Here is a 13,111-nt window from a genome sequence, read left to right on the forward strand (position 1 = left end):
GCCCTAGTCAGCCTTCGATGATTGGCCCGTCACCAGGCCGTGCCCGACCATGCGAATTTTTCTCGTCAGAAAAATTGAACGCTTTCCGCAGCCCGGTATAATTCTCGAATTCATTCAATAATATAGGAGATATTAAATGACCTACTACACCAACATTTTCGAGAACAAGAAGGGCGAGTTCTATTATAGCGGCATCCTCTTCCACACGCAGGTAGATGCAGAGACCAAAGGTTCGAAACCCCGGAGATCAGGCAGTATATATCGCAGTGGCCATGGTCATCCCAATAAAGGAAATCGACCGTGCGGCTTGCAAGAGGCTTGAGGCGGAACATCAGGCAGCCTTAACGACAATCCCTACCGTCCGAACAGGCTCGGCGCGCGCTCCGGCGTGAGATCGCCCTGATGCCACCAGGAATGCTGGTTGTACTGCTGAATCGCGCGCTGCTCGCGCCGGGCAAAGCTCTGGGCATATTGCGGGTCGATAGCGCGATGGATCTGGTCGAAGATCAGCCGATCGGTCGCCAGCCGCGAGAACCATAGGTTAGAGCCAGGAACGATATGCTTCAGCAGATCGATGCCCGCGCCGATGCCGCCTCCCTTGCCCGTCGCGATCGCATTGGCCGCGCGCGCAGTGTCGTCGACAAAGCCGCCGATCGGGCCCGAGAACTTGCCGATCACGGTGCGATCGGCCGCGCCGGTTACGCCGCCGACCAGGTCGCCGAAATAGCCGGCGCCGCCGCCCTGCACCGCCGACTGCCACCAGAATTTCGGGTTGGTCATATCGATCGGATCCTTGCCCTGCAGCACCTGGCGCGCCTGCACGATCGCCGCGCCGGCGAGCAGATGCAGCGTGTAGAACAGCGCATTATTGAGAGCACGGTTGCCGGCAACACCGTCCTTTATCGCCAGCGCCATCATGTGGGTTGTGATCATCGTCATTGAGAACGATTGGAACATCGACAGCGAGCGCGCCACTTCGCCGAGCAGCGAGCCGGAGCGCACGCCACCGGTCGTGAACGCGCGCACTCGGGCGTCCGGCTCCAACACCGCGAGCGCCCGCTCCTGCAGTACCCCTTCGTAGAGTTTGCGCACAACGGGATCATCGACCGCCGTCGATGTATCGAAGAATTTGGCGCCGCGAAAATCGAAGGTCGGGCGTGCGCGCAATTGATCCCATTCGGCCGGCGAGATCCGGTAGCGGTCGAGGAATGACTTGAACGGCGCTTCGAGCGCGCCATAGGCGATGCCGCGCTGCCTGGCGACAAAGGCCATCATCTCCAGCGAGAACGCCTTCTTGATGCCTTCGGTCCACGCGTTGAGGCCGGAGGCGCGTACCACCGTGTCGGAGATCTTGCGCAAGAGCTCGGGCGCTGCCAGCTGATCGGTGTAGCGGCGCGTCGCGATTGCATGATCGCTCATAGCGTGGCCGGTCACGAGCAGCCGCGCTGCGTCTTCCTGGGCTTGCGGGTTCTCGCCCGTCAGCAGCTCGACGGTGCGCGCCAGCACCTTGCCGCCTTCCATGCCATTATAGCGCGCCGCGAGCAGTGCTGTGACGCTGTCGCCGATCGTCGCCGGGATCACCGCCGAGCCAAGCGAGGACGCGGTCAGAAGCGAGCGCGCGCCGCCCATGATGCCGCCCCAGAACGTATTCTCGACGCCGTTGGCCTTACCCGACAGCACGGCATAGGTGCGATCGATAGCACTGCCGCTTTCCAGCCCCAGCATCCGCGCCGGCCGCACTCTGCCCTGCCCCTGTTTGCCGAGCCGCTCCCAGTGCCGCGCGTTCTTCGCCAGCATCGCCGCGGTCGCCGCATGCTGCGGGCCGAGCACGTCGACCAGCGCAGCCTCGCGCGCCATCGCGCCGAGATGGCCGGTCAGAGTGCCGATGATATCGTTGCCAGCGCCGTATTTCGTCTGAAGCGCATCGAACGCTTTGAAGCCCACTTCGCCTTGCGGAAAATGGAAGGTGCGCATCTCCTTGGAGAATGCGGGCGCGCTGCCGGCCTCGGTGATGATATCACGCGCCGCCTTCGCGACCAGCACGCGGATCCGCGCAGGATTGGTGGCGAATTCCTGCGCCTCCTTATCGAACACCTTAAGACCGCCGGCGGCGACAGCATTGAGCACATCGGCCTGAAACGCATCGCCCATGCCGAACCGCCTGACACGATCTGCCGACCAGAACTGCGGCATGCGCCAATTTTCCATCTCCTCGAAGATCTTGCCGGCGCTCTGCACATATTTGCTGCCCCACTCGGTGGCGTCCTGCCAACCCTTGGCGGCTGCCTTGGCGACGGCGTCGCCGCTGTCGACTTCGAACAACTCCCTGACCAGGTTGCGCGCGCCGGCCGCGTTCTGTTTCAATCCGGCCATGGTCGATTTGTAGGCCTCGATCCCGGCGTTGAATTTCGAGAACAGCACCTCCCGCAGCGCCTGGGCACGGGTGTCGACGTTCTCGCCGCCGAGCCGGTAGATGTCGCGGGTTAGGATCGCCATGCCGCCGGCCGCCGGTCCCCACGGATGGCTCATCTGCTCGCGCTCGACTGCGGTCTGCCGCTTGACCTGCATCGCGACCGCATTCTTCTTTCGCCGGGTAGACTGCAGCATCTCGCGCGCGGTCTGCAGCGCTGCGGCCGCATCGGCTTGCGCCGGCGGCAGGTCGAGCGAGAACTTGTTCTGGTAGCGCCGCCACAGTGCATCGGCCTGTTGCGCCGTGACGCGCGAGATCTTCCTTTGCTTGACCAGCCTGTCGAGACAATCGCGCACGCTCATTCGGCAGCCGCCTCCAACCCAATCACACAGGCCCGCAGCTCCTTCGCCGCAGTCTCTTGTTCGCCGAGCTCGGCGAGCACATCCTTCAGCGGCCGGCTATCGAGCCGGTAGCTCCCATCATCGAGCCGCGTCTGCGTCGTGAATTCCATCTCGGGATTTGCGGCGAGCAAATGCTCGAGATCGTGCGCCTGCACGTCGGGCAGATGCGGATCATCCGAAAGCGCCGACAGTTGCTCCCGTGTCAGATCCGACGGCGCAACATTCGGCCCGCCGTCTATCTTCTCGCCAGGATCGAGCCCAACGTCATCCGTTGCGCCGAGCGCTGCGCGCTCCTCAGCCGTTGCGCTTGCGAGCCGATCCTCCCAATAGCTCGCGGCACCCTCGCCGGCTTCCGGCACGCGATCGAAGCTTTCGACGTCGGGTATCTCACCAGACGTCAGCGGCCGTAGCCTGGCCTCGGCGGCCGCAGTCAGCGCACGGCTTCCTTTGCGCCCCCATCGGTCGCGAGGCTCGCGACATGCGCCGCGTCAAATGACGCACCCGACGTCACGGGCTCGCCATTCGCAACCGATCGCACCGCATCCGTCACCGCATCGCGGTTTGCGCTCTCGGCCGCCGCACCGGTGAACACATTGCTGGCGTTGAGCTGCGCCTCTGAAGTCGCCGCATTGACGTCATCGCGCAGCGCGGTCGGTAATACACGGCGGCCTGCGCCGAGAGCTTTGCCGAGTAGTCCGAATGCGCCGCCAAGGCCAGCGCCGAACAGACCGGCGCTGATGATCTCGCCCGGGATCTCGGCTGACGATCCAGGAACGGCCGCCTCATGGCTTTTATAGTTCGCGGCGGCATCGATGCCTTCACTGCCGGCGGCAATAACGCCAAACTCCAGCGCACGCAGAGCGATGCCAGCCTCGCCGACGCCGCCGAGCGGCAAGGTCGCGATGGTGACCGGATCAGTCAATCCGCCGAGTACCGTCCCGGAGGCGCTGCCGAATGTGCCGCCCCAGGTCTTTTCCCGCGCAGCCATCGCGGCTGCATCGCCACGCGCTTTGGCCATGCGCACATAGGTCATGCTGTCGAGATCGCGATCAGTCAGCGGCGTGATGTAGTCAAGCCCGGGATACGTCTCCTTGATCTTGGCAAGCCGCGCATTGACCTCGTCGAGGGTGACCGGCGCCATACCGGCCAGGCTCTCCTCCTCTCCCGGTTGGGCGCCTAGTACTGGCAGTGTTTCGCCAGTCTTTTGCCGGATATCCTCGCGCCAGTCGTTATAAACATTCGCGCGCGCGGTATAGAAGGCGCCGAAATTGTGCCACTCCCGGATCGAATTCCAGCTGGCCGCGAATGCCTCGCCAAAGCCAGCCGGCAGGTCGTGCGCTGCGTTGGCCGCCACCTCAGCATCGCTGTTACGGATCGTGCTGTCGAAAACGTCAAGGCTCATGGCGCGAGGCTAGGCCCCACACTGGAACGTCAACCGTCAGGGTAGCGGCGCCGCATTGTCGAACGCATCCGGCATCGGTAGTGTCACCGGCCGACGGTTGCGCAGGTCGAGCACGAAGGGCGCACCGGCTGCCGTCACCGCGAACGCTGGCTTGGCATCATCCTGGTTGAGCTGGACGTAATACTGGCCGTCTGATCGCGCCCGCAGCCGCGCACTGCCGCGCAGAAACTCCGCCGTGATCGGCGTGCCGCCCGTGGTCCGGGCTGCCGCGAGATCCTGATCGGTTACGCCCCAGATCACTCCGTCGAATTCACGCTGCGTCATGCCCCGCTGCGGCGCGATCGCCGGCACGCCATTGTGCCAGACGATGCCTCCGGTAACATCGGTCGCAGCCTGTTTCAGCCGCGACGAGCTCAACACCTTGCTGTTGTCATTGGCCTGCGCCGAGAGATAGGCGTAGCGTGCGTCGATCGCGTCGTTCATGGCAGCGAGCGGCCCATTTGGATCGATACGCCCTGATGTCACGAACAGCGCCGGCGGCAATGCCGTGGTCTTTGCAGTTTCATAGGCTACCCGGTTGGCCTTGTCGGGCAGATAGGTGTCCTCCGCCTTCGCCCCTTCCATGATGCTCTGAGCGATATCGGGCGCCTGGCCAAACAGCCCGGCCGCAAACACGGTCGACGGCTTGCCGTCACTGATCTCGCTGAAGGCAGCCTGTCGCGCCGCCCCCGCTGTGGCTCGCGCGATGGTGCCGATCGCGGCCGCCTGCTGCGCCGGCTCCAGATTGTCGAACCACGGCTTGAACGCGGCGAGCTCCTCCGGCTTGAAGAACTTGAACGCGCCGCCATACTGGTTGTTGGCGGCGGTTGCGGTCGCCGCGCGCGCCGTCAACAACGTGGCAAACTGCGGATCGCGCGCATCCTGGGGCGGCTTCAGGTTGATCACGCTCTGAGGCCCAAGCTGACGCTCGGCGAGCCCAACCGGATTGCCGGTCCGCGCGGTCGCCATTTCGCGGTTGACACCCTGCAGCACGTCGAGCCGCCGCAGCGCCTGTGGATCAAGCTTCCCCTCCGCAGCGGCGGCCTGCATGGCAGCGACCGTCGCGCCGACCTCCTCCGGCGTATGCCGATAGGCCTCCGCGACCAATGGATAGGTTGCTTCCGCCTGCTCGAATTGCCGCAACTTAACCGCGGCATCGATATCGCCGCGCGAGGCTGCATCGATCAGCGGCTGCTTGACCGCCTGCAGCGCTTGCGGATTGACCGCATAGCCCTGCTTGAATGCGCTCGCGATCTCGTCGCGATCAGCTGATGTCAACGAGATCAGCGCATTATCCTGAGTGCGCTGCGCGTTGGCCTGGCGGCGCAGCTCCTGGTCGACCGCCGCGGCAACGCCATACGAGCCGCGGAACGACAGCGACGGCGCGTCCGTATCGACGCCGAGCCGACGCGCCACTGACAGCACGTAGTCTCGCGTCTCCTTGATCGGGATTACGCTGGCGAGCTGTGCCGCCGAATAATGATCGCCGAACTGCGCCCGCGCCGCGGCGTCCCATGCATCGGCCCTGGGCTTGGCGGCGCTGCCCTGACCTGCATTATAGGCCGCCGCTGCGGCAAAGACATTCCCGCCGTAATGTTGCAGCTGGTCGGCCCAGAAGGAGCTGCCGAGCTTCGTGTTCAGCGCCGGGTCCTTCAGCCGCTCCGCCAGCGTTGCATCGTCAAGCGCCGCGATATCATTCATCCCGAGCTTTTTGGCCTGGTCGCGCGCGGTGGCCGGCAACAGTTGCCCGAGACCGACCGCGCCGGCTGGGCTCACGACATTCGGATTGCCGCCGCTTTCCTGCGGAATGATGATGCGGTTGTAGATCTGGTCAGCCAGCGGCCGCGAACTCAGCACGCCATAGCGCGCGGCCGCGACCGCGGGATCGCGCTTGGCGAGATCGTCGCCGCGCAACCGCTCCTGCTCATCATGAGCGACGACTGCCTGCTGTTTCAGGCTCTCACGCTCGAACGGCATCAATCCGGGATATTTCGCGGGATCGTCCAGATTGGCGACCGTCTGCGCCGGGTTCGCCGCCATGTCGCGCGCGACATCGAAGGTTGCCAGCTGGTGGTCGAAGCGCTGCTTGCGCGCGACGCCGTTGGTAGCATCGATCTGTCCAGCGGCGACCGCGGCATCGATGCCTGCGAATGCGCTATCGCGAAGTGCCTTGCGCTCATAGAGGCTACCGGCCTGCGACGAGCGCTGCACCAGGCCATCAGTGGCTGTGTCGAGGCTGGCGACGCTCTGGTTGGTCTGCCGCGCTAGCGCTGCCGCATTGACCTTGCCCTGGGCGGAGATCCCCGCGACCTGCAGATGCAGCCGCATCTCGGCCTGCGTCCTTGGATCATCGACTTGCGCCAGCGCGTCGCCCTGCAGCTGGTTGACCTTGGCCTCGAATTTACGCGGCGCGTTCTGATAGTCGGGATCGTTGACGGCGTCGTCCTGCGCCTGGCTCAGTCCCGTCAAGTAGCTAGCCCGAGCAGTCGACGCCGCGGTCTCTTGTTGCGCGGTGTACAGCTTATTCGTGAACGCCGCGATCTTCTCACCCGCGTCGGCGATCGCCCCCAGCGCCCCGGCGTTGCTGGACCGTTGATCTGACAGCGGCTGAATGACGCCCTGTGGCGCGTCGGGCACCTCGAGCTGTTGACGATAGATCGGCGCTTCACCGGCCATCAGTACAGGCTCCCGGTCGTGTTCCAAGGATTGCCGATCGTCGTCGTTCCGAAAACCGATCCGGCTGCTCCGGAGAACATGCTCGACAGGCTCGACCATGGCGCGCTGCCTGCCGACAGCAGTGTCGTGGCTGCGCCGAAGATGCCAGAGACGCGATCTGTCGTGGCCTCATTTTCCTTGTTCACGGCGGCCCACTGCTGGTTCGCAGCCTGCCCGAACAGATTGGCCGACTTAGTCAGGCCTTCGGCGTAACCGGCTTCGCCGCGCGCGGCCGCCAGCGCCATATCGGTGGCGCCCTGGCCGGCCGAAAGCCTTCCAGCGCCACCGGCGAGCCGAGCGCTGGATTGATGTTGTGGCCAGTGAAATAGGACGTTGCCGCGGCATTAGTCGATTTCACCTTGCTCGCGATCTGCCCCGCCTGCCAGGCGCCTTGGGTCAGGCTCTGCCGGGCACCGATTTTCGCCACCTGTGCCTGGGTGTCCGACAGCTCGGCATTCGCGCGATCCTGTTTGGCCGCCAGCTCGGCCGCATCGGAGGCTGCGAAGCCGGAAAACAGCTTGGAGGCTGCGCCAAGACCGGCGGCCGCGAACGGCAGCAATGGCCACATCAGTCCGCCTCCTCGATCACGTCGGGCACGATCGCGCGTAAGGTGATCGGCATCGCATCATCGCCCTTCAGTTCCGTCACCACGCTGCGCGAGCTGGTGCCGGTTACCTGCATCAGGATCTCGCCAGTGAACAGCTTGACCGCAGCGCCGTAGTCATCGGCGCCGGTCTCGATCAGGTCGTCGAACGGCGTATCATCATCACCGGCATTGCGATTGTCTTTCGGGTAGGTCAGGCGCACCTCGCCGCTCGCCGCGTTCAGCACGTCAACGATGACGGTGTTCGCGCGCTGCATCTTGCCGCGCGAGCTACCGCCCGGGATTTGCAAGCTACGCGGCAGGTCGGTGACGCGCCAGCTGATCGGCTCACCGGCCACAACGCTGGATGCGGCCCGATCAAGCATGATGGACCCTCCGACCACCTTCTTTCGCTGCTGCATGGCACCATCAGCGAACACCGCCACGGTTTCGCCCTCAAGGTGGTCGAGGCCGGTAATGGTGGTGACGGGAGCGCCGCTGTAGCTCAGTCCGCAATCGACAAACCATGCGCCATCAGCTGTCGGGTTCGCCGGATCGACAGGCTGAAAGAACGGCTGCATCAATTCGATATAGCGCCGTGTCTGCCCGTTGATGACGCGCCGCACGATCAGGTAGACGTCGACGCGACCGCCGTCGAGCGACGGCAGCGCAGCGATGTCCTCAACGAACGCATTGACCATCGGATGCCGGTGGAGCGCGATAACCTTCTGCTCACTCATGAAGGTCATGCCGGCAAGCGTGCCGTCCGACAGCACCATCCACAGCACCTTGTTCGGATTCTTCTGCCAGGCAGTGGCGACGACGCCGGCCTTCGGAATATGCCGGGCCTGCGCCGAGACCTCCTGCGGATCGAGCTGCTGCGTCAGTTGGTTGAAGCGGACGTACAACAGCTGCTTGCCCGTCGAGCTGACAAAGATCACCCCCCGGTCGACCTTCGTGGCGATCTGCGCGATCGAGCCTTCCTGACTGTCTGGCACCGGGTCGATGGTCTGGGCCTGTAGGATATCGTCCGAGGCTGGCGCGCGTAGCATCCACTCCAGATCCGACGTGCCAAGCACCAAAATGCCCGATGATGCCATCCACTTGATCTCGACAAGCGAGCCGTCCGGCGATGTCAACGAGATATCCAGCGCACTGGTCGCGTCAGCGGTCAGCCAGAAACTGGTCTTGTTGGCAGGCTGCGTTCCCCACAACCGGTTCAACCGCGTGAAGATGAAGCGCTGCTGATGTTGCAGGACGAAATCCGGCCAACCAAGACCATCGCCCCACGACGGGGGCGACCAGCGATAGGACGGCTGCAACAAGGCACTGTCGGGCAGCCGCAGGATCACGGTGCCGCTGGCATGATTGGGATCAGCCACCGCCGTGATCCGGATGAAGCCGTAATACAGGCTGTAAAATCGCCAGATCACGCCACCATAGGCGGCGTCGCCGGAGGTGTGCGTCGGTGGCGCAGCGCCGGCGTTGCCGTCGCTGGCCGCCTGATAGATGTTATCGCCCCAGCGGCGCAGAACCGGCGGGGCTCCGGGGACAGGCGCTTGTGGCTGGATCGTGATAATCGAATAATGCAGAGCGGTGCCGGCGACAGAGACGATCCTGATCCAGAGATTGTTCCAAGTGCTCTCAGGCGGTGATGCAAAATAGGCGTTGATCACCGTCGGGTTGCCGGTCAACGTCGTCTGGATTGAGCCGAGTAGAACACCAGAACTATCCGCGCTCGGCGCGGCACCCTGCGATCCATATGCCTCGATTTGAACGATCGCGGTCCCGTCACCCAACCCGACGCCGGCCAAAATCGCGAAACGCGAAATGGCCTGGGGCGCGTTCCAGTGAAAACCGATGTAGCAGGTGACATCCGTTTTTGTCGCCGCGGTGGAATTATCGCCATCGGTCACGTTGGCCGGATTGGCCATGTCACTGAACAGGCTGTTCGACGCCGGCATGTTCGCCACCGGCCGGGAGATCGCTTCTTGCGACGTCCATAACGTCGTCAGCGAGGCATTGGCCTCATCGAGACGCATCACACCGCCGAGCCAGCTCGCCGAAAACGGATTGTTGACGCCGACCAGATTGATATTTCCGGTCACGGCCGACGGCATGACAGTAATCGTGGTGTCCAGATTTTGCGGGTCGACCGGCCCGTTCTGCGGCAGGTATTCCGCGAGCGACCAATTGTTATCGGTAGCACGCGTCAGCACCTGCATGCGGCCGCCGGAGACTGTATAGGTCACAGTCGCCCCGAGCGGCGCCCCGCGCAACGTCGGCAGCTGCGCCGCAGACCACGGGATGGCCATCTCATAGGGAGCGCCGGCGGCGCCGATGAAGCTCGCATCTCGCATCACGCGCATTTTGCCGCCGTTGAACACCAGCATGTAATATTGATTGCTGGCGTAGCGTAGCGGCCACAGCTTGCCCGTTTGCGTCTCATCCTTGAGCTCGAGCACAAAACGGGTGCCAGGCCGCCGCGTCATGGCGCCCTCGATCAGCGTCACCATGTTTTCCTGGCGCGCGACACCGGTCTGGTAGGTACGCAGGTCGGTGGCAGCAGACAATTCCGGCGAGATCTCGCCAGAGGCAAACGAGCTTTTCTCGACGTTCTCTCGCGTCGGCATCAGGGACGGCCCCAGCGACCGACGCGACGCGCGCGTAGCCAGGACGTGTCGCGCGAGATAGTGCGACGGGATTTCTCCTTGCCGTCGATCAGAGCAGCGTCGCTGACGGCCGCCGCCGCCAGTTGAGCTTCGCTCTGCGCCTTGGCTGTCGAGCTGACCACAAGTGGCGCAATAGCCGCGGCGAGCTCGTGGCGAAAGCCCTTAAGGAATTGCCCCGACCACAGTCGCACATCGACGATGCAGCGGGTGTAGCAGATCTCCGGCGCTGCATCATTGGTCGACAGTACCTTCACATTGGCATCGCTTCCGGCAGGGTCCGCGGCCGCCGTAATCACCTCCCAGCTGTCGGCCCCGCTATGTGCGACATAGCGCACCTGCAGGCAGTCCGACGGCAACAGAAAGCGGTTGGCGAATTTGCCAGGCCAGCCGCCAACTGGCGCTACTGCGGCAGCCGGCCGTGCGTAGGCGGTGGCAAAGCCCCATTCGTGCTGCTGCAGCAGCGCGTCGCGCACCGTGCCAAAATTGACGCGGCAGGCGCGTGCGCGCGCGGTGTTGTCGGAAAACGACGACGTGATCGGTGGCTGCCCGAGATCGGACAGCGCCAGATTGGCCGCATCGACTTCCGTGCCCGCGCGCGCGACCATCGTCAGGCCTTCTTGAAGATGATCTCGTTATGCACAAGTGCTGCGGCGCCGGCGGCAGCGCCGAGCGTGACAAACACGTCAAGCATGCCGCCAGGATCGGATGCCAGGCCGGCGAGCTGCCATGCGCGCTGGATGTAGTTCGTGACCGCCACCGCGCTCACCGCCGAAAATGTGCCACCGAGATGCACATCGACCGATGACATCAGGGCCTTCGGCGCGCCGGTGAAGCCGAGCGAATAGTCCGTCAGTCCTGCCGTCGCCGGCACGAAGACATTGCTTCGCGGCGAGATCAGCGCATTCGACGGCACCTTGCCGACATAGTAGACCGACGTCGCGCTGTCGCCGTTGGCGATCGAGATCTGCGAGTTGATGGATTTTTCCGTGCCTTCGGCAAAGACCGCCGACACCGGGTTGAGGGCCGCCGGATCCTTGTAGCCGGTGCCGTAACCAGTCACCACAGCCATGTGATTTCCTTTTTCGAGTTGAGACGAGGATGACGATGGATGCGCCGGCGCGCGGGGCGCCGGCGCCGGGTCACATCTTCAGTTGCAGCTTGATGACCTTCGCGTCTTCCGACCGCGCCGCACCCCACCAGTTTTCCATATAGGGATGCAGCCGGTATTTCTTCGCCGGGTTCGGCTCTGCGCGGGTCTCCAGCGGCCAGAAGTCGCCGTAGTGCATGCCACTCTTGCACCAGATCGATCCGAGGAAGTTCTGAGCATCGTAATTGCCCAGGCCCTCATAGGAGACGAACTTGACGCCGGCGACCTCATGGACAAGCTTCTTGTCATTGTCGACATAGGCCATCTTCGCCGTATCGGTGTTGATGGTCAGGAGGTCGTTGTACAGCTCCTCATGGCCCTGGGCGTTGAGGCACCCCCAGAGATCCTCGCTGTCGAGATCGATGTAGAACGCGCGAAACAGGCGCTTGGCCCGCTGGATCTTTCGTAGATTCATGCCAACGGCGGTGGCGCCGTCCGCCGATCCGACCGTGTTCGGCACGATCTTGTTAGTCGGGTCATAGGCCGACACGGTCGCGCCATCCTTGCCGATCAGGCGGTTACCGAACAGCGCCGACGCGAACACGGTATCGCGGCCGCGCACGATAGCAGCGGCGCCGGACTGCACGAAAGGCGACTGGAAATCGGTCAACGCCTTAATGGCATCTTCCTTCTCGATCAGCTTGCCCCATTCGATCTGATGCGGCACCACGCCAACCGGCTCGACATTGTCATCGATATTCGGGGTGTCGCCGCCGCGGTTGCCGTCGATGATGGCAGTCGTCGGCATGATCAGCGTTTCAAAGATCATCTCACGGCCCTTCCAGTCGCCGTGATAGGTGAAGCCCTGTTCGAAGCGCGAGGTTTTCTGCTGAACCGCAAGCTGGACGTTGCGGCTGTACTCGATCTTGTGGGCGTCGGTGACAGGCCCTGACATGTGAAGATCTCCAGACGAAGCGTTGGGGAAAATGGGTTGCTTCGGCCGGGGTGCGGCGAGAGATCTCGCGGGCCCGCCTATCATTTAACGCCTGCGGTCGGCGGCGCGGCTTTCGCGCGGGTCAGGCGGGCCTCTGTCGTCGCCGACAAAGGGTGCGGCCATCTCCCCGGAGAGCGCGGACGCCGGAGACCGGCGCCCGCTAGTCAGGGAGGAAACGCCCCAAGGAGGGACACGCAGACGCTACGCCACGAAGCTATTCGTCAACCGTCGTCGGCCTGGCGCGAGCGGCGACGCTGGCGCCTTCGACATCCGGGATCTCGGTCCAATCCGGATGACCGCGATCATGGGCGCGCGAGGCCTGCACCCAGCGGCCGCCGGAAAACGACAGCAGCCAGTCCGAGCCAGAGACCCGATACGTGCCATCAGGCACGTCCGGCGACGCCGCGCCCGCATGACTGTCCGGAACAACATGGACGCCCTTGCTGCGCGCGTCGCTGGGGAGCGCTCCGATGAAGGCGGCATGTTGTTGGCGAATGCGGCGATCGCGCGTCTGACGTAGCTCCCGCTCGATCAGGGCTTTGCCTTCCTTGGTCTTGTAGAAGGCCTCCCGCTTCCGTCTTTCGCGCTCGTCCTGCTCTTTCGCTGCGGTGGCCGCGGCTTCCGCGTCCTCGGCATCGATCATAGCCGAAGCCAGCGCAAATTCCCGCTCCTCGCGGGTATCGGTAGGATCAATGGCGACGCCCCGGTCTGTGGCCAGCATCGTCAGTTCGCCGCTCGTCAGTTTTGCCAGTTCGGCGCGCCTGGCCTGAAGCCGATCCGCGCGCGCCATTGCCGCTTTGTCCATGAT

At 63.9% G+C, this 13,111-nt stretch carries 12 protein-coding genes; 1 reads left to right on the top strand and 11 read right to left on the bottom strand.

The window, feature by feature from the left end; translation table 11 throughout:
* Positions 1-136 precede the first annotated feature (136 nt).
* The gene (locus tag P6U24_RS25220; RefSeq protein WP_407155169.1) at positions 137-322 is read left to right on the top strand and encodes a hypothetical protein; all 186 of its coding nucleotides are present in this window, start codon (positions 137-139) and stop codon (positions 320-322) included.
* Positions 323-354: 32 nt separating this feature from the next.
* Here P6U24_RS25220 and P6U24_RS25225 read toward each other — a convergent pair whose 3' ends face one another.
* From P6U24_RS25225 to P6U24_RS25275, 11 genes are all read right to left on the bottom strand, one after another.
* Positions 355-2,772: a hypothetical protein gene (locus P6U24_RS25225; RefSeq protein ID WP_407155170.1), complete on the bottom strand. Its 2,418-nt coding sequence runs from the start codon at positions 2,770-2,772 to the stop codon at positions 355-357.
* Entirely contained in the window at positions 2,769-3,170 is a 402-nt protein-coding gene (locus tag P6U24_RS25230; protein WP_407155171.1) for a hypothetical protein, read from the bottom strand. Before P6U24_RS25230 ends, P6U24_RS25225 begins: the two co-directional genes overlap by 4 nt.
* A 71-nt stretch (positions 3,171-3,241) precedes the next feature.
* A complete protein-coding gene (locus P6U24_RS25235) occupies positions 3,242-4,213 on the bottom strand; it encodes a hypothetical protein (RefSeq protein WP_407155172.1) in 972 nt (323 codons plus the stop codon).
* A 36-nt stretch (positions 4,214-4,249) separates the two neighbouring features.
* Positions 4,250-6,928, bottom strand: coding sequence for a lytic transglycosylase domain-containing protein (locus P6U24_RS25240; RefSeq protein ID WP_407155173.1), 2,679 nt, complete (start codon positions 6,926-6,928; stop codon positions 4,250-4,252).
* On the bottom strand, positions 6,928-7,212 hold the full coding sequence (locus tag P6U24_RS25245; protein ID WP_407155174.1) for a hypothetical protein: 285 nt from the start codon (positions 7,210-7,212) through the stop codon (positions 6,928-6,930). The genes P6U24_RS25240 and P6U24_RS25245 overlap by 1 nt, the downstream gene beginning before the upstream one ends.
* Positions 7,164-7,535, bottom strand: coding sequence for a hypothetical protein (locus tag P6U24_RS25250; protein ID WP_407155175.1), 372 nt, complete (start codon positions 7,533-7,535; stop codon positions 7,164-7,166). The genes P6U24_RS25245 and P6U24_RS25250 overlap by 49 nt, the downstream gene beginning before the upstream one ends.
* On the bottom strand, positions 7,535-10,183 hold the full coding sequence (locus P6U24_RS25255; RefSeq protein ID WP_407155176.1) for a hypothetical protein: 2,649 nt from the start codon (positions 10,181-10,183) through the stop codon (positions 7,535-7,537). The genes P6U24_RS25250 and P6U24_RS25255 overlap by 1 nt, the downstream gene beginning before the upstream one ends.
* Positions 10,183-10,827 (bottom strand): hypothetical protein, encoded by a 645-nt coding sequence (locus P6U24_RS25260; RefSeq protein WP_407155177.1) that lies wholly within the window; start codon positions 10,825-10,827, stop codon positions 10,183-10,185. Before P6U24_RS25260 ends, P6U24_RS25255 begins: the two co-directional genes overlap by 1 nt.
* Before the next feature lie 2 nt (positions 10,828-10,829).
* Entirely contained in the window at positions 10,830-11,291 is a 462-nt protein-coding gene (locus P6U24_RS25265) for a hypothetical protein (RefSeq protein WP_407155178.1), read from the bottom strand.
* A 70-nt stretch (positions 11,292-11,361) separates the two neighbouring features.
* Complete coding sequence (locus P6U24_RS25270; RefSeq protein ID WP_407155179.1) at positions 11,362-12,264, bottom strand: phage capsid protein; 903 nt, start codon at positions 12,262-12,264, stop codon at positions 11,362-11,364.
* 253 nt (positions 12,265-12,517) lie between these two features.
* A complete protein-coding gene (locus P6U24_RS25275) occupies positions 12,518-13,108 on the bottom strand; it encodes a hypothetical protein (RefSeq protein WP_407155180.1) in 591 nt (196 codons plus the stop codon).
* Positions 13,109-13,111 lie beyond the last annotated feature (3 nt).

Origin of the sequence: Bradyrhizobium sp. STM 3557 (assembly GCF_045571465.1) — a bacterium.
GTDB lineage: Bacteria > Pseudomonadota > Alphaproteobacteria > Rhizobiales > Xanthobacteraceae > Bradyrhizobium.